At 71.3% G+C, this 16,008-nt stretch carries 12 protein-coding genes and 1 tRNA gene; 3 read left to right on the top strand and 10 right to left on the bottom strand.

What is annotated here, in order from left to right:
- Positions 1 to 51: 51 nt before the first annotated feature.
- Positions 52 to 708 carry a potassium channel family protein gene (locus ACFYW7_RS20820; protein WP_389504325.1) on the top strand — a complete coding sequence of 219 codons (657 nt, stop codon included), beginning with the start codon at positions 52 to 54 and terminating at the stop codon, positions 706 to 708.
- A 38-nt stretch (positions 709 to 746) separates the two neighbouring features.
- Here ACFYW7_RS20820 and thrS read toward each other — a convergent pair whose 3' ends face one another.
- From thrS to ACFYW7_RS20805, 3 genes are all read right to left on the bottom strand, one after another.
- A complete protein-coding gene (gene thrS, locus ACFYW7_RS20815; RefSeq protein ID WP_389504323.1) occupies positions 747 to 2,723 on the bottom strand; it encodes a threonine--tRNA ligase in 1,977 nt (658 codons plus the stop codon).
- A gap of 113 nt (positions 2,724 to 2,836) precedes the next feature.
- Positions 2,837 to 4,054 (bottom strand): hypothetical protein, encoded by a 1,218-nt coding sequence (locus ACFYW7_RS20810; RefSeq protein ID WP_389504321.1) that lies wholly within the window; start codon positions 4,052 to 4,054, stop codon positions 2,837 to 2,839.
- Positions 4,051 to 4,617 carry a DUF4365 domain-containing protein gene (locus ACFYW7_RS20805; protein WP_389504319.1) on the bottom strand — a complete coding sequence of 189 codons (567 nt, stop codon included), beginning with the start codon at positions 4,615 to 4,617 and terminating at the stop codon, positions 4,051 to 4,053. Before ACFYW7_RS20805 ends, ACFYW7_RS20810 begins: the two co-directional genes overlap by 4 nt.
- Positions 4,618 to 4,787: 170 nt before the next feature.
- Between ACFYW7_RS20805 and ACFYW7_RS20800 the strand changes: the two genes are divergently transcribed.
- On the top strand, positions 4,788 to 5,513 hold the full coding sequence (locus ACFYW7_RS20800; protein ID WP_389504317.1) for a 3'-5' exonuclease: 726 nt from the start codon (positions 4,788 to 4,790) through the stop codon (positions 5,511 to 5,513).
- Between the two features lie 66 nt (positions 5,514 to 5,579).
- Here the strand turns inward: ACFYW7_RS20800 and ACFYW7_RS20795 are convergent.
- Together ACFYW7_RS20795 and ACFYW7_RS20790 are read right to left on the bottom strand one after the other, a co-directional pair.
- Positions 5,580 to 5,651 (bottom strand) — tRNA-Val (locus tag ACFYW7_RS20795).
- A gap of 39 nt (positions 5,652 to 5,690) precedes the next feature.
- Complete coding sequence (locus tag ACFYW7_RS20790) at positions 5,691 to 6,137, bottom strand: SRPBCC family protein (protein WP_389504315.1); 447 nt, start codon at positions 6,135 to 6,137, stop codon at positions 5,691 to 5,693.
- A 117-nt stretch (positions 6,138 to 6,254) separates the two neighbouring features.
- Here ACFYW7_RS20790 and ACFYW7_RS20785 point away from each other — a divergent pair, with 117 nt between their 5' ends.
- Positions 6,255 to 8,759, top strand: a complete 2,505-nt coding sequence (locus tag ACFYW7_RS20785; protein ID WP_389504313.1) for an SCO7613 C-terminal domain-containing membrane protein — start codon at positions 6,255 to 6,257, stop codon at positions 8,757 to 8,759.
- A gap of 19 nt (positions 8,760 to 8,778) precedes the next feature.
- Here the strand turns inward: ACFYW7_RS20785 and ACFYW7_RS20780 are convergent, their stop codons facing one another.
- From ACFYW7_RS20780 to ACFYW7_RS20760, 5 genes are all read right to left on the bottom strand, one after another.
- Entirely contained in the window at positions 8,779 to 11,517 is a 2,739-nt protein-coding gene (locus tag ACFYW7_RS20780; RefSeq protein ID WP_389504311.1) for a Tat pathway signal sequence domain protein, read from the bottom strand.
- 82 nt (positions 11,518 to 11,599) lie between these two features.
- Positions 11,600 to 12,211, bottom strand: a complete 612-nt coding sequence (locus ACFYW7_RS20775) for a hypothetical protein (RefSeq protein ID WP_389504309.1) — start codon at positions 12,209 to 12,211, stop codon at positions 11,600 to 11,602.
- A gap of 1 nt (position 12,212) precedes the next feature.
- Positions 12,213 to 13,130, bottom strand: coding sequence for a carbohydrate ABC transporter permease (locus ACFYW7_RS20770; RefSeq protein WP_389504307.1), 918 nt, complete (start codon positions 13,128 to 13,130; stop codon positions 12,213 to 12,215).
- On the bottom strand, positions 13,127 to 14,095 hold the full coding sequence (locus ACFYW7_RS20765; RefSeq protein ID WP_389504305.1) for a carbohydrate ABC transporter permease: 969 nt from the start codon (positions 14,093 to 14,095) through the stop codon (positions 13,127 to 13,129). The genes ACFYW7_RS20770 and ACFYW7_RS20765 overlap by 4 nt, the downstream gene beginning before the upstream one ends.
- Positions 14,095 to 15,384, bottom strand: a complete 1,290-nt coding sequence (locus tag ACFYW7_RS20760; protein ID WP_389504303.1) for an ABC transporter substrate-binding protein — start codon at positions 15,382 to 15,384, stop codon at positions 14,095 to 14,097. Before ACFYW7_RS20760 ends, ACFYW7_RS20765 begins: the two co-directional genes overlap by 1 nt.
- Positions 15,385 to 16,008 lie beyond the last annotated feature (624 nt).

Here is a 16,008-nt window from a genome sequence, read left to right as displayed (position 1 = left end):
GCGGCGTGTCGGCGGGTGCCGCCGAAAGGCGCCTGCGGCGAAGCTGAGGCCATGGACGACGACAGCCCGACGGCCCGCTGGGAGCGGCGCACCGAGGTACCACTGGGAGCCGCGTCGCTGCTCTTCCTCGCCGCGTACGCGATCCATGTGCTGGCGCACGGCCTGCCCCAGGGAGGGCGGGATGTCTGCCTCACGGTGATCGCGGTCACCTGGGCGGCGTTCCTCTTCGACTACCTGGTGCTCTGGCGGCTCAGCGGACAGGGCGTCGGGTTCGTCCACCGCCACCTGCTGGACACCGTGGTGCTCGTCCTGCCGCTCCTGCGGCCGCTGCGGGTCGTCAAGCTCTACGACGCCGTCCTGCGGCGCCGCGGGGAGCCCCGGCTCCCGCTGTACGCGCGGGTGATGTTCTACGCGGGCATCGCGGTCCTGCTGCTCGGCTTCTCTGGTGCCCTGGCCGTCTACCAGGCCGAGTACAGGGCGCCGCACGCGACGATCGTCACCTTCGGGGACTCGGTGTGGTGGGCCGCGTCCACCCTCGCGACGGTCGGCTACGGGGACGTGACACCGGTGACGCCCAAGGGACGCACGATCGCGGTCGCCATGATGATGTGCGGCCTGGCGCTGCTGGGCGCGGTGACGGGGTCGTTCTCCTCGTGGCTGCTGCAGGTGTTCTCCCGCGAGGGCGACGAGAAGCCCCCGGGAAGCTGAGCTTCCCGGGGGCTTCTCGTCGCATGAGCGCTGCCGGATCAGATCTGCGTACGCTCCTCGACGACCTTAGCGATCTTGGCGATGGCCTCGTCGAGCGGGATGCCGTTCTCCTGGGAGCCGTCGCGATAGCGGAAGGAGACGGCGCCGGCCGCCATGTCCTCGTCCCCCGCGATGACCATGAAGGGCACCTTCTGCTTCTGCGCGTTGCGGATCTTCTTCTGCATGCGGTCCGACGACGCGTCGACCTCGACGCGCAGGCCCTTCCGCTTCGCCTCGGCGGCGAACTTCTGGAGGTACTCCACGTGCGCGTCGCCGATCGGGATGCCGATCGCCTGGACGGGCGCCAGCCACGCCGGGAACGCGCCCGCGTAGTGCTCCAGGAGTACGGCGAAGAACCGCTCGATGGAGCCGAAGAGCGCGCGGTGGATCATGACCGGGCGCTGCTTGGTGCCGTCGGGACCGGTGTACTCCAGGTCGAAGCGCTCGGGCAGGTTGAAGTCGAGCTGCACGGTCGACATCTGCCAGGTGCGGCCGATGGCGTCCTTCGTCTGCACGGAGATCTTCGGGCCGTAGAAGGCGGCGCCGCCCGGGTCCGGGACGAGCGGGAGGCCCTGCTTCTCGGCGACCTGGCGGAGCGTCTCGGTGGCCTCCTCCCAGATCTCGTCCGAGCCGACGAACTTCTCCGGGTCCTTGGTGGACAGCTCCAGGTAGAAGTCGGTGAGGCCGTAGTCGCGGAGCAGGCCGAGGACGAAGGTGAGCGTCTTGTCGAGCTCGTCCGCCATCTGCTCCTTGGTGCAGTAGATGTGCGCGTCGTCCTGGGTGAAGCCACGGGCACGGGTCAGGCCGTGCACGACGCCCGACTTCTCGTACCGGTACACGGTGCCGAACTCGAAGAGGCGCAGGGGCAGTTCACGGTACGAACGGCCGCGCGCGTCGAAGATCAGGTTGTGCATCGGGCAGTTCATGGGCTTGAGGTAGTAGTCCACGCCCTCGTCGAGCTGCATGGGCGGGTACATGCCGTCGGCGTACCAGTCCAGGTGGCCCGAGGTCTCGAAGAGCTTCCCCTTGGTGGCGTGGGGGGTGTAGACGAACTCGTAGCCCTCTTCCTCGTGCCGGCGGCGCGAGTAGTCCTCCATGACCCGGCGGATGATGCCGCCCTTGGGGTGGAAGACGGCGAGGCCGGAGCCGATCTGGTCCGGGATGGAGAACAGGTCCAGCTCGCTGCCCAGCTTGCGGTGGTCGCGCTTCTCGGCCTCGACGAGGAAGTCGAGGTGCGCCTTCAGCTCCTCCTTGGAGGGCCAGGCGGTGCCGTAGATGCGCTGGAGCATGGGGTTCTTCTCGCTGCCGCGCCAGTACGCGGCGGCGTTGCGCATCAGCTTGAACGCCGGGATGTTGCGGGTGGTGGGCAGGTGGGGACCGCGGCAGAGGTCCTTCCAGCACAGCTCGCCGGTCTTGGCGTCGAGGTTGTCGTAGATGGTCAGCTCGCCGCCGCCCACCTCGACGTTCGCGCCGTCGTCCGTGGACGCGGAGCCCTTGATGCCGATGAGCTCCAGCTTGTACGGCTCGTCGGCCAGTTCCTCGCGGGCGGCCTCGTCGGTGACGACGCGGCGGGAGAAGCGCTGCCCGCGCTTCTGGATCTCCTGCATCTTCTTCTCGACGGCCTTGAGGTCCTCGGGCGTGAAGGGCTTCTCGACGTCGAAGTCGTAGTAGAAGCCGTCCTTGACCGGCGGGCCGATGCCCAGCTTGGCGTCGGGGAAGAGCTCCTGCACAGCCTGGGCCATGACGTGCGCGGCGGAGTGGCGCAGGATGTTCAGGCCGTCCTCGGAGGAGATCTCGACGGGCTCGACCTCCTCGCCGTCCTTCACCTCGTACGCGAGGTCCTTCAGCTCGCCGGCCACGCGGGCGGCCACGACGGTGCGCTCGCCGGTGAAGAGGTCGGCGGCAGTAGTGCCCGTCGTCACCACGCGCTCTTCCCGCTCGGAATCGCGTTGGATGATCACACGGACGTCTGACACCGGACTCTCCTGACTGAAGGCGACTCCACACCACATACGGCATGGCATGGCAATGCCCGAATCCTACCGAGCCCGGGGTCCCCTCCGCGAAACGGTTAGAGGACGGGGTTCCCTCAGTCCTCGCTGCAGGCCTCCTCGAAGAAGTCCAGATTCTCCTGGAGCGACTTCATCAGCCGGTCCCGCTCGGCCTCGTCCACCTGTACGGGTACGACGCCGGAGGCGTCCGTGAGCCGCCGGAAGCCGCCGCGGCTCTCCAGCCGCCCGTGCACCCGCACCGGCAGTCCGACCAGGTGGGCCTGGCCCGCGATCCGGTACGCCTCCTCGTCGAGGGTCATCCGGACGTGCGGGACCTCGGCGCCCGCGAGGACCCGCAGCCTCACCGTTCCGGGCCCGCGCGGGCCCGACCTGCGCATCCGGACCACGGCGCCGGTGACGCGCACGGGCACGGACGGCTCCTCCCGCAGATAGCGGGCGCCGGCGTCGCGCAGCACGGGCAGGTCGCCGGGCGAGAACTCGACGGGCTCGGCGGGGTTCGCGCCGCCCTCTGGGGCGCCCTCGGCGGGCGACCACTCGACGGTGATCCGGGCGCCCTCGGTGCCGCGGACGAGGGCCACCAGGGATTCCATCAGTTCATGGCTGACCCCGGCCTCGACGGCCGCGTCGAAGGCGTCCATCCCGCCGGTGGCCCGCTGGTAGTCGATCGCCTCGCGGGCGGCGCACAGGGCCTCGTGCAGGCGGACGGCGAGCGGGCGGCCGGTGGCGACGGGCACGAAGGCGGTGAGGCGGCGGCCGCCGGGTTCGGCGCCGACCAGGACGTTCTCCAGGGAGGCCGCCGCGGACCTGCGGTGGCGGGCGCCGTAGTAGCCGGCCCGCGCGCGGGTGGCGAGGGCGGCCGCGAGCAGCATCTGGCGGGCGGCCCCGCGCAACTGCTCCTCCACGGTCCAGGGCGCGGCTCCCACCGGCCCGGTCGGCACGTCCCGCCACCAGCGGATCTCGTCGCTGGGCACGGCGAGGGCGACGAGCACGTCGCGGGCGGACGGGGATCCGCTGCGGGCGAGGGCGACGAGGGCCTCGCCGAGGAGGTCGTCGCTGTCGGGGAAGGCCCGGTTCTCCGGCACCAGCAGGCTGGTGCCGCCGCCCCCGGGCCCGGGTGGGGTCCACCGGCCGTACCGGCCCGCCGCTCCCCCGCGGCGCTGCCAGCCGTGTCGCCGCAGGAGTGCGCCGAGGACGGCCGGGTCGACCTGGTCGGGGTTCGGCGGATCGTTCCAGACGGCTTCGGCGGGGTGCGGCCTGACCGGCCGGAGGACCTCGTCGATGGGGCGGTGTGTCATGGTCTGCCTCCCGTCCCGACCCTCGTCATGATCTCGCAGAGGGCCCGGTCGTCGAAGATCCGGGCCGTCGGGACGCGGACGGTGGTCCGTCGGCGGCCCGTGATGGCGTGCCCGGCGAGGTTGATCCAGTAGCAGCAGTGCCGCAGGTCGAGCCGGTCGTGACCGGCACGCAGCCAGTCGTCCTGGGATCGGGGCACGAGCATCACGACCAGGATCTTGTGCACCGAGACCGGGGTGCGCGCGAGCTTCGCCAGGTGCTCGTTGTCGAGCGTGAAGGAGAAGGCGGGCCCCTGGGGGCGGGGCGGTATCTGGTAGGTGCACTTGAGCTGCACCTTGATGGTGACCTCGTCGTCGACCGTGTGCCCGGGGGCGCTGTGGCTGACGTGCCAGTCGATGCCGTTGTCGGGAAACGGCTGGGACAGCGAACAGCCCGCGGCCGCCGCGACGGCGTGCAGATAGCCCACCTGCAAGGTCTCCATGCAGGCGGTGGTGGCGAGCGATCCGCGATGGGGTGCCGTCCGCTGGGGCAGCAGCCCGCCCCGTTCGGGCTGCGCGAGTGCCATGAGTCCAACAGCCTTCCAGGCTTGGTGTATCCCCGCGACGGGTCGCTGAACTGCAAAGACCCGTACCTCTGTTGTCTCCTGGCGGCGTACGGCGCAAACAGCCCGGGTATCACCAAACGGGCAGAAGACGGTGCGTCGGCTGCCGTGGGTGAACGAGGAGTTGTGTGCGTATGACGTGCTGGTACGAGGGCCCTCTGGCCGCGTTCGACACGGAGACCACGGGCGTGGACGTCGAGACCGACAGGATCGTGTCGGCCGCCGTCGTCGTCCAGGACGCCGCCGGTACCCGTCCGAGGGTGACCCGATGGCTGGTGAACCCGGGAGTGCCGGTGCCCGCGGGGGCGACGGCGATCCACGGGCTCACGGACGAACATCTGCAGCGCAACGGCCGCTGGCCGTCGCCCGTGATGGAGGAGATAGCCCGGGAGCTGGGCGCCCAGGCCGCGGCGGGACGGCCGCTCGTGGTGATGAACGCCCCGTTCGATCTGACGTTGCTGGACCGGGAGTTGCGCAGACATCGCGCTTCGTCCCTCGACCACTGGTTCGAGTCGGCGCCACCGCGCGTGCTCGATCCCCGTGTCCTCGACAAGCATCTGGACCGCTATCGCAAGGGCCGTCGCACCCTGACGGACCTGTGCGCGCACTACGAGGTGGCGCTGGAGGGCGCGCACGACGCGGCGGCCGACGCGCTGGCCTCGCTGGAGGTGGTCCGTGCGGTGGGGCGGCGTTTCTCGGCCCGGCTGGAGCGGCTGTCGCCCGCGGAGCTGCACACGCTCCAGGCGGTGTGGCACGCGGCACAGGCGCGCGGGCTGCAGGCCTGGTTCGCGCGCAGCGGGACGCCGGAGGCGGTGGATCCGGCGTGGCCCCTGCGCCCGGATCTTCCGGCGGCGGCCTGACCGGGCACGATGCCCGCGGGGCAACGAAAAAACCGGTCCGTCTGTGACGGACCGGTCTTCTCCGGGTGGGCGATACTGGGTTCGAACCAGTGACCTCTTCGGTGTGAACGAAGCGCTCTCCCACTGAGCTAATCGCCCGGGAACGCACCGAACAATACAGGTCCCGGCGGGTGGGGTTCAAACCGCTTCGAGACGCGCCCTCAGGCCGCGCTCTCCGGCGCGCATCATCAGGGCGTGGTTGGCGCGGAAGAAGGGGCGTCCCGGCACGGCGAGCCGTCGCAGCAGCCGCGTCCGTACGCGCACCTCCTGGTCGTAGCGCGCCCGGGTGCCCGGGCCCGCGGCGTCGAAGGTCCAGCGGGCCCAGCCGTCGAGGTCGCCCGACATCTCGATCTCCAGGACGCCGGCCACCGGGTCCCGGCGGGCCGGGCGGGCGGTGACGGTGATGTCGTACGGCAGGACCGAGCGGATCCGGATGACGCCGCCCTGGTCGCCGAGGGGGGTCACCTCGCGCACCTGGGGCCACCAGCGCGGGTAGTTCGCGGCGTCTTCCAGTACCGGGTACACGTCCGCGGGCGGCGCGGGCAGCTCCCACACGCTGTGAAACCGGTAGTGGGTCCAGTCCATGGAACGAGTCTGCCCACCGGTGGCCGGATGTACCGGCCCCGTCCGTGCGCCGATCTGAGTACGGCGTGAGTACGCGCGCTCATGACCGATGACGTGACCGGGACCACACTCCGGTGTATGACCCAGATCCCGTCCCCGGCCGAGGAGTTGCGGCTCCTCGACGCCGAGCTGTGGCAGCTCGACGCGCGCCGCGCCGTGTTGCTCACCCGTCGCGCCTGGCTGGTGCACGCCCTCCGGCCGCCGCTGCGGGTCCCCGCCGCGGGCCCCACCGCTTCCGCCCGTCGGTCCGAGAGCACGGCGCCCGGAGTGCAGAACACCCTCCTGCTCCTCGGCGGCGTCCTGCTCACCGTCGCCGCCGTGGCGTTCACGCTCGTCGGCTGGGGACACCTGGGGATCGCCGGACGGTCCTCGGTGCTCGGCGCGGTGACGCTGGCCGCGCTCGGCGCGCCCGTGGTCCTGCTGCGGCGCGGGCTGCGCTCGACCGCCGAGGCGCTGGCGGGGCTCGGCCTGGCGCTGACGGTCCTGGACGCGTACGCGCTGTACGCCGTCGCCTTCCCCGGCGCCGACGGTCTCGGTTACGCGGCGATCGCCTCGGCGGCGCTGTCCGCCGTGTGGGCGGCCTACGGGCTCGCGGTGGGCGCCGCCCTGTCCGGGGCTGCAGGCCCTCGGACGGCCGAGGCGGGCACCTCGCCGGCGACCGCTCCGACCGCCGGACCCGCTTCCGCCGAGGGCGGTTCCGGACCCATGGAAGCGGGCACCGGACCACAGGTCACCGCCCCCGCGCGTCCGGCGCTGCGGCTGCCCCTTCCGGCCGCCGTCGTCGCCGCGCAGTTCCCGCTGTTCCTGTGGGCGGTGGCCGCCGCCGCGGGCGCGCACGCCGTCACGGCGGCCCTGCTGGTCACGGCCGCCTTCGACGCGGTGCTCGCGCTGCGCGTGCCCACGAGGTCCGTCCGCGCCGTCGCCGCCGTCGGCGCGTACGGCCTCGGTACCTGGGGCACCTTCGGCGCCGCCTGGCTGTCCTGGACGGCCACCGGTCCGAGCGCCGCCGCCCGTGCGGCGGCGCTCCTCCTCCTGGCCGCGTCGATCGCGCTGACGGCGGCGTGGGGTGCCCCGAGGCCGGGCGTGGCGACGGGTATCGCGGCGGCCGGGGGGCTGATCACGGTCCTCGCGTTCGGCGGCGTGCTGCGCACGTCGCTGCCCGGCGAGTGGACGGTTCCCGCTCATCTGGCGTGCGGCATCGCCCTGTCGGCCGTCGTACGGACCGGACTCCCCGCTCCCCTGCGCCGGGGGATCACCCTGGCCTCCGGCTGTGCGCAGGCCCTGGCCGTGGCCTGGGCGCTGCCCGTGGTCGTGATCAGTCTGCTGGGGCCGGTCGGCCGCGCGGGCTCGGTCTGGTCCGGTGTCCCGGCGAGCGCGCGGGACGCGGTCGCGGGCGGGCTCCCCTGGCCCTCGGACCTGGTCACGGCGCCGCTCGTCCTCGCGCTCGTCGCCGCCGTCCTGGTGGCGGGCGTCCGCGCCGCCGAGTGGCGTCCGCACGCGCTGACCGGTGCGCTGACGCTGACGTGGGCTACGGTGCTGGTCCTTCCGCCGACCCTCGAACTCCCTTACGCGGCCGGGCTGTCCGCGTACGGTCTCACCACGGTGGCCCTGCTCGGGTACGCCCGTTGGGCGCCCTCCCCGCTGACGGCCGTGGTGCTCGCTCTCGTCACCTCCGTCAGCCTCGCGTTCCTGTCGCTGGCCTCCGAGGCCGCGACCCTGACCGTGCTCGGCGCGCTGGCCGTCCTGTTCGCGGCCGCCGCCCTCCGGACCGGCCCGGGCCCGGTCACGGCGCCCGCGTCCCTCGGGTACGCCACCGCGCTCGCCTGCGCCACGGGTGCCTCCCTGGGGCTGGAGCCCCGGCACACGGCGCTGCTCGTGCTGGTCGTCCCCGTGGTCGCCGCGTTCGTGGCGGCGCGCGTCGACCCGGTGGCGACGCGGGTGTCGATCGAGGTCACCGGTGCCGTCGCGGCGCTGCTCGCGATCGCGCTCACGGTCACCGATCCGGCCCTGCTCGCCACGGTCCTGGCGCTGTGCGGGGTGATCGCCGCGGGCACGGCCGTACGGGAGGACCGGCGCGGCGTCGGGTACGCGGCCGCCGCCCTGTTCGTCCTGGCGGCCTGGGTGCGGCTGGCGGCCTGGGGCGTCGGCTCCCCGGAGGCGTACACCCTGCCGGTGACCGTCCCGGCGCTGTTCGTGGGCGCCTTCCGGCGCCGGCGGGACGCGGCGGTGTCGTCGTGGACGGCGTACGCGCCGGGCCTGTCCGTGACGCTCGTGCCGAGTCCCCTCGCGGCGTGGGGCGACGCGCAGTGGCCGCGCCCGCTGCTGCTGGGCGCGGCGGCGCTGGCCGTCACCCTGCTGGGTGCCCGGCACCGGCTGCGGGCCCCGCTGCTGCTGGGCGGCACCGTGCTCGTGCTGGACGTCCTGCACGAACTCGCCCCGTACATCGTCCAGGTGGTGGGCGCGCTCCCCCGGTGGACGCCTCCCGCACTCGCCGGTCTGTTGCTGCTCGCGGTCGGTGCCACCTACGAGCGGCGGATCCGCGACGCGCGGCGGGTGCGGGAGGTGCTGGGCAGGATGCGCTGACCCGTCGGGGCGCGCCCGGTCACGAGGGCATCCGGTCGCCGAGCAGTGCCAGGTTCTCGATGGCGGCGAGGCCGTAGAGCGCCGTGTCGTTCGTGTAGACCCAGTTGGCCTCGCTGCCCGGCACCAGGGTGACCGGGCCGCTCAGCTTCTCCGTCTTCCAGGGCGAGGACTCGGTGTAACCGTCGGAGTTGTAGAACTTCGCCCAGGCGCGGGTGGCGAGCTGGGCGTCGCCCGTCTGGACGGCGGCGTACGCGTCGAGGCGTGAGTGGCCCTGGAAGAGCAGCAGGGTGCCGAAGTTGGTGCCGTAGCGGGCGGCCTGCTCGGCCTTGGTGGCGTTGAAGTAGCGGCAGTAGTCGAGGTAGGCCTCCTTGAAGGCGGGCATGTCGACGAGGTCGATGAGCTCGGCGCACAGTTCGTTCAGGCCGAAGACCGCGGAGAGGTGCGAGACGCCGACCACGGGGTCCGCGGCGACGGCGAAGCGGCCGGTGTCCAGGTCGTACAGGCCGCTGCCCTGTACGAATCCGTTGGGCTGCGCGGCGATGGTCTCCATCGTGGAGAGCACCCGCGCCCTGGCCTTCTCCCACTTGGGTCCCCTGCGTTCCCACTCGGTCAGCCACGCCGAGACGAGCCCGCTCCAGTCCGTGCCGAAGCCGATCGACAGCGCGTGCCGGTCCGGTGTGTACGGCTCGGTGCGGATCTTGCGGAGCGGGTCGAGGGCGAGGAAGGTCTCGTCGGAGTCGACGTTGGCGTGCATGAGGTCGCCGACGCGCTCGTCGGCGGTGAGGAAGTAGTAGTAGCGCCGGTAGGTGGTGTTGGCGATGCGCTGCTGCTTGGCGCTGTCGGCGTAGTGCTGGACGCCGTGGCGGGTGCCGAGCCCCGCCCACCGGCCCAGGTGGTAGACGTCGACCTCGCCGGTGTGCCGGGTCATCGCCTCGGCGAACCGGAAGACGTCGGCGCGCCCGCTGCGCAGGTACGCGAACCACAGCCAGAGGTCCGGCGACAGTTCGGAGTTGTCCCAGGCGTAGCCGCCGACGTCGTAGCGCCACTGGTGCCTGGCCGGGTCGTACGAGTGCATGATGTCGCCGTAGTCCCAGAAGCCGTACCAACGGCGCATCTCCACCTGGTCCTTGTAGTAGGTGAAGAGGAAGTCGAGGTGGTCCTCGATCTTGGCCTTGGCGGGCGTGGACCTGTCGGGCTCGGCGTAGAGGCCCGGCCCGAACACCTTCGCCCCGATCAGCTGCTTCGGCGGGGCCGCGAGCTGCGGCAACACACGTACAGCGTCGATCTGTTCGGCGAGCTTCTCGGGACTGGGCGTCGACTCGTTGGCCCAGAAGAGGAGTTCCGAGGTGCGGGCGATGCCGTACGGGGTACCGAAGCCGGGTTCGTGGTCCTCGTAGGTGATGTTGAGGCCTTCGAGCTGTTCGGCGTACGTGTCCTGGCCCATGCCGTCGTGGTAGAAGCGCAGGTCCATGGGCCGCGCCTCGGGCGACCAGAGCCAGAGGGTGACCTCGGCTTCGTCGGTGTGGGCGTCGCGGATGTCGAGCTGGGCGGGGAACTTCTCCCAGAAGTCCCGCAGCCCGAAGGAGAATCCGCCGCTCGGCCCGCCGACGTAGCCGAAGCCCGACGCGCGCCGGCCACCGCCCGCGCCGATCCAGCCGTACCCCTTCTTGGTGCGCTTGCGCAGCGTGAAGCCGTCGGCGGAGAGCTGGGAAAGGGTGTAGTCGCCCCACTCGGGGATGTACTGGAGCCGGGTGGTGACCCGCTGGTCCCAGGTGGCGGGGTCGGGCAGCCTCTCCCCCGCGAACTGGGCGGCCTGGACGGCCGCTCCGGGGTCGCGGCGCAGCCCGGTCACGCCCTTGACCGCCTCGCGCAGCAGACCGGTGCCGTCGCCGCCGATCCGGATGTGCCGGTCGTAGGCGGCGTCCCGCATCGGGACGGTGAAGCGGACGCCCAGCCCGCGCACGAAGTCGCCGCTGCTCCTGCCCGGCTCCTGCTTTCCGTCGAAGGTGATCGTGTGCACCATGCGGAAGGAGTCGGCGCCCGCGTAGAAGTACAGGCGGACCGAGAAGGGCAGCCAGCTCCGGCCGCCCTTGCGGTGCTTGCCGTCGACGCGGACGACCGCCCGCACGGGACCGTCCTGTTCGACCTCCACCGCGGAGATCGCGCTCTCGAACCGCTCGGACCTCTCCGCGCCCTGGTCCTCGTCCTCGATCTCCGGCTGCCGGATGAGGACGAGGCGGCCGTTCCTGGCTATCTCGGTCGTGCCGCGTGTCACGGACTTGACGATCGTGGAGCCGCTCCGGCCGATCCTCGCGGTGATGACCCCGGTCGACACGTCGATGCTGCCGCCGCTTCTGTCGACGGTCACCTTCCGTTCCGGCGCGGCGGGTTCCCCCGCCGTCAGCGTGAGCCTGCCGGTGTCCGAACTCACCGCGTGGGCGGTCCACTTCAGGGATCCGTCCGGCCATTGGGCGATCGGCCAGGACTGGACGGGGACGGCCGTGCCGTCGGCGTCGGTGAGCGCGAACGTCTGGTCCCGCCGGTACGCGCCCTTCGGCCAGGGGACGCCGACGGTGGATCCGGGGGCGGCGCCGAGGCCGCCGTCCTCCAGCCAGTCCAGGGTCACCGGGCCCGGGTCCGCGGCCCCGGCCCCGGGGGCGGCCTGCGCGTTCGTGGCGCCGAGGGCCCAGCTGAACCGCGCCGCCGCTCCGGCGACGGCGGCCGCCTTGAGAAGGGACCTGCGGGGGATGCGAGACATGGCCTTTCCTTTCCTATCGATGGTCAGGGGCATGACAGATCGGGGGCCGGACGCTCGGTGCTCCGGCCCGCGGGAGACGGACTCAGCGGCGCCGCCGGCGTTCCTCGACGGCGACGGCCGCCGCCGCGACGGCCCCGAGGACGGGTACCGCCAACGGCGCGGCGAGCAGGGCGGAGCAGACCACGACGACCAGCCCGGCGACGAGCAGGAAGGACCCGGCGGGATCGAGGACGCTGCGGCGCCCGGCGTCCGCGAGCAGCTCGCGCCACCTGGCTCCCGGCTCCCAGACCGCGGCCGCCCGCAGCACGGAGACGGCTCCCCCGATCAGCGCGAAGATCCCGACGGCCCCGACGAGCGGGCCACCGGGGATTCCGGCGCGTACGGCCTGGACGTCCACCCGGACCACCGCCGCCCCGGCCCACGCGGCGGCCCCGACGAGCCGGCCACCGCGCAGGGACGCCCGGAAGTCGGCCACGAACTCCCGCCATCCACCGCCCTCATGGGCCGTACGCCGCCGCAGGTGCCGCGCGCCGGCCGCGAACGCGGCGGGGAAGGTGACCAGGGGCAGCGAGGCCAGCGCGATCCACACGCCGGTGAGCAGACACTCGGCGAAGAGGGCGAACCTCTCGGCGAGGACGGACTCCCGTGGTGTGCGGCGGGCCCCGGCCCGGGATCCCGGCTGGGTGGCGGCCATCTCAGCCCTTCAATCCCGACGTGGCCATACCGTCGATCAGATACCGCTGGAAGGCGAGGAAGAAGAGGAGCACCGGCAGCAACGCCACCAGCGACATCGCGATCATGCCGCCGTAGTTGGCGACCCCCTCCTGGTCGCGGAACATCATCATGCCGAGCGAGACCGTGTACTTGCCGGGCTCGTTGAGGTAGATCAGCGGCCCCATGAAGTCGTTCCAGGCGTTGATGAAGGTGAAGATCGCGCTGGTGATGAGGGCCGGGCGGCACAGCGGGAGCACGATCGACCAGTAGATCCGCAGGTGCCCGCAGCCGTCGAGCCGCGCCGCCTCGTCCAGCTCGCGGGGCAGGTTCCGCATGAACTGCACCATGAGGAAGACGAAGAACGCCTCGGTGGCCAGGTACTTGCCGATCAGCAGCGGCACATAGGTGTTGACCAGCTCCAGCTTCTGGAACATCACGTACTGCGGGATGAGCAGCACGTGATACGGCAGCAGCAGCGTGCCGATCATCAGCGAGAAGAGCAGGTTCCGGCCGGCGAACCGGATCTTGGCGAAGGCGTACGCGGTCAGCGAGCAGGAGATCAGGATGCCGACGACGGAACCGAGCGCGTAGAAGAGGGAGTTCTGGAAGAAGGTGGCGATCGAGATGTCGGCGATGCCGTCGGCCAGCCCCTCGAAGTTGGCGAGGATCGGGCTCGTCGGGAACAGGTCCAGACTGCCGATGATCTCGCGGCTCGGCTTGAACGAGGCGCCGAGGACCCAGAGCACGGGGTAGAGGACCACCGCGAGGACCAGCAGGGCCCCGATGTGCCAGGCGAGCGAGCCGGTGCGCTCGCGTCCCGAGGTACGGGAGCGTCCGGGCTCGGCCGCCGGGACGTTCGCGGCGCCGGAGCCGATCGTCTTGCCGGTGATGCCGCTCATCGGGCGTCCTCCTCGTAGTGCACCCAGCGCTTCTGCGACCAGAAGAGGACGGCCGTCACCAGGGCGACGGCGAGCAGCAGCATCCAGGCCATGGCGGACGCGAAGCCCATCTGGGACTCCCTGAAGCCCTTCTGGTAGAGGTAGCAGGTGTAGACGAGCGTGGCGTCGGCCGGACCGCAGGTGGTGTTGGAGACCACGTACGCCGAGCCGAAGATCTGGAACGAGTGGATGGTCTCCAGGAGCACGTTGAAGAACAGCACCGGGGAAATCATCGGCAGGGTGATGCTCCAGAACCTCCGCAGCGGTCCCGCGCCGTCCACCTCGGCCGCCTCGTACAACTCCCTCGGCACCTGTTTGAGCCCGGCGAGGAAGATCACCATGGGGGCGCCGAACTGCCAGACGGTGAGCGCGACCAGGCTGTAGAGCACCCGTCCCGGGTCGCCGACCCAGCCTCCGGCGGGGAAGCCGAGGAACGACTGCGCGCGGTCCACGACGGCGTCGTCGGAGAACAGCGCGCGCCAGACGAAGCCGACCGAGACGCTCGCGCCGATCAGCGACGGGGCGTAGAACGCGGCCCGGTAGAAGGCCTGGCCGCGGCGGCTCTGCGCGAGGAGCAGCGCCACCCCGAGCGCCAGCAGCAGCTTGAGCGGGGTGCCGATGACCACGTACTTGGCCGTCACCTCGACCGACTTCTGCCACCGGGGATCGTCGAACATCGTCGTGAAGTTGTGCAGGCCGATCCACTTCGGTGAGGCGAAGAGGTTGTAGTCGGTGAACGCGAAGTACAGGGAGGCGGCCATCGGGCCCGCGGTCAGCAGCAGGAAGCCCGCGATCCAGGGGGACATGAAGAGGTAGCCGGCGAGATTCTCCCGGCGTCCCCGCCGCCTCTCGGCGGCGGGGGCCGCGGGCCGGGCCGCCGGCACCTCGGGCGGAGAGTCCTTGACGAGCGTCACGGCGGTTCCCATCAGACGGCGAGGGCGGTCTTCGCCTCGGAGAAGAACTGCTTCACCGCGTCGGGGACCTTGGTGGTGCCCTGCGACATGTCACCGCCGATGCGCAGGAAGGCCGATTCGACGGTGTCGGCACCGGCCGGGTGCGGGGTGATCGTGCCGAGGACTCCCGCCGCGGCGACGTCCTGCTCGTACTGCGCGATGGCCTTGCTGGGAGCGTCGGCCGGCTTGAAGGCCTCGAACTGCTCGGTGGTGGCCAGGATGCCCCGGTCGTAGCCCATGATCTTGCCGACCTCGGGGTCGTGCACCATGAAGTCGATGAACTGGGCGACCTCCTTGGGGTGCTTGGTGCGCGCGGAGGCGCTGAGCATCAGGGAGGCGAGGTACTGGCCGGTCTGCTTTCCGTCGGTCGTCGGGATCGGCGCCAGACCGTAGCTGCTGTCGCCCTCGGCCGTGTAACGGACCGTGAAGTTGTCCCAGGTGAACTCCGAGGCGGCGTGGCCGGCCGAGAGCGAGGACTTGGGCTTGTCCTGCTCGACCCGCTTGGGATCGGTGATGATGCCGGCCTTGACGCGGTTGTAGCCGTCCGTCCACCACTCCGTCAGATCGGCCTCGTCGAAACCGAGTCCGTCCTCCGTGAAGAACGCCTTGCCGTTCTGCCGGAGATAGAGGTCGTACAGGTACATGATGGCGAAGTAGCCCGTGTCGCCCGGCGTCTTCTGGCCGTCGTGAACCTTCTTGAGCGCGGCGAAGTACTCGTCCCAGGTCCATCCCGGCTCAGGCTTGACACCGGCCTTCTCGAACACCTTCTCGTCGACGACAAGTGACATGGTGTTGGATCCGACGGGAATACCGAGCTGCTTTCCGTCGACCTGACCGACCTTCTCCACACCGGCGCGGAAGTTTTCCAGGCTGAGATTTCCGGCGTCTATCTGGGACTTGAGGTCGAGCAGGATCCCGCGCTTGTCGTACTTCCGCAGAAATCCTACGGCGTTCTGGAATACGTCCGGCGGATTTCCGCCCGCCGCCTGGGTCTGGAACTTCTCCCAGAAGGCCACATAATCCTGGAAATCCGTCTTCACCTTGATCTTCGGATACTTCTTCTCGAAGAGCGCGATGGACCGATTGATCCGCTTCGCCCGCTCGTCCGCGCCCCACCAGGCGTAACGGATCGTCACGGTCCCGTCTCCGGCGCCTCCGCCGTCCCCGCCGCAACCGGTCGCCGCGGCCAGCCCCAGCGTGGCCAGCGAAGCTCCGGCGGCCTTGAGGACCGTCCGCCTCTCGACACTCCCGTTGTTCCCCACCGTAGGGCCTCCCCGCACGTCGTCCTCGCCTGCATGAATCGTTTCAAGTAAGCGCTTGCTGCCACAAGGTACGGAGGGCCATCGGGCGCGTCAATGATTCGGACAGGATTTGATGTGCGGCGCCGCGGCCCCGTGGAGCCGGACTCCGCGGCGGGGCCGGCACCCGCGGACCGGAGTCCGCAGGTCGGGCGTACGGGGTCGGCCCGTCGGACATTCCGTCGCCGACGCGGCGAGACCCGCGCACGGCCGAAAAGGTACTGGTGCCGGGGGTTCTGACGGGGTGTCGAGCGCGGTGACGGAAACGGAGCGTGACGACGAACGGAGCCGCACCCGATGGCGGCGCCCGGCCCGGCCCGGTCAGGTCAGGTCAGGTCAGGTCAGGTCAGGTCAGGTCAGGTCAGTGTTCGGGGTGGGGCCAGGGCTTGAGTCCGGATCACGGGCGGGGCGGGTCGGGCTGGCGTCGGGGCGGGCCGGGCTGTGGCGGGTCGGGTCGGGTCGGGTCGGGTCGGGTCGGTTCACATCCGCGCCCCGACCGGTACGGGTCAAGCCGGTTGCCCGGGTCGGCTCGGGTCGGCTCAGCTCAACTCCGCAGCCCACCCCGCCTTCCGAAGCCGGTGTCCGGCC

The sequence above is a fragment of the Streptomyces sp. NPDC002580 genome (genome assembly GCF_042889485.1).
Lineage (GTDB): Bacteria > Actinomycetota > Actinomycetes > Streptomycetales > Streptomycetaceae > Streptomyces.
Note: the sequence above shows the minus strand (reverse complement) of the source record. Positions and strands in the feature narration are given on the sequence as shown.

Bases quoted from the DNA above. Each gene is read 5' to 3' on its own strand.
- ACFYW7_RS20765 (WP_389504305.1), bottom strand. From the start codon at position 14,095: ATGGGAACCGCCGTGACGCTCGTCAAGGACTCTCCGCCCGAGGTGCCG.
- ACFYW7_RS20805 (WP_389504319.1), bottom strand. From the start codon at position 4,617: ATGGCACTCGCGCAGCCCGAACGGGGCGGGCTGCTGCCCCAGCGGACG.
- ACFYW7_RS20780 (WP_389504311.1), bottom strand. From the start codon at position 11,517: ATGTCTCGCATCCCCCGCAGGTCCCTTCTCAAGGCGGCCGCCGTCGCC.
- ACFYW7_RS20820 (WP_389504325.1), top strand. From the start codon at position 52: ATGGACGACGACAGCCCGACGGCCCGCTGGGAGCGGCGCACCGAGGTA.
- ACFYW7_RS20790 (WP_389504315.1), bottom strand. From the start codon at position 6,137: ATGGACTGGACCCACTACCGGTTTCACAGCGTGTGGGAGCTGCCCGCG.
- ACFYW7_RS20785 (WP_389504313.1), top strand. From the start codon at position 6,255: ATGACCCAGATCCCGTCCCCGGCCGAGGAGTTGCGGCTCCTCGACGCC.
- ACFYW7_RS20770 (WP_389504307.1), bottom strand. From the start codon at position 13,130: ATGAGCGGCATCACCGGCAAGACGATCGGCTCCGGCGCCGCGAACGTC.
- ACFYW7_RS20775 (WP_389504309.1), bottom strand. From the start codon at position 12,211: ATGGCCGCCACCCAGCCGGGATCCCGGGCCGGGGCCCGCCGCACACCA.
- ACFYW7_RS20810 (WP_389504321.1), bottom strand. From the start codon at position 4,054: ATGACACACCGCCCCATCGACGAGGTCCTCCGGCCGGTCAGGCCGCAC.
- ACFYW7_RS20800 (WP_389504317.1), top strand. From the start codon at position 4,788: ATGACGTGCTGGTACGAGGGCCCTCTGGCCGCGTTCGACACGGAGACC.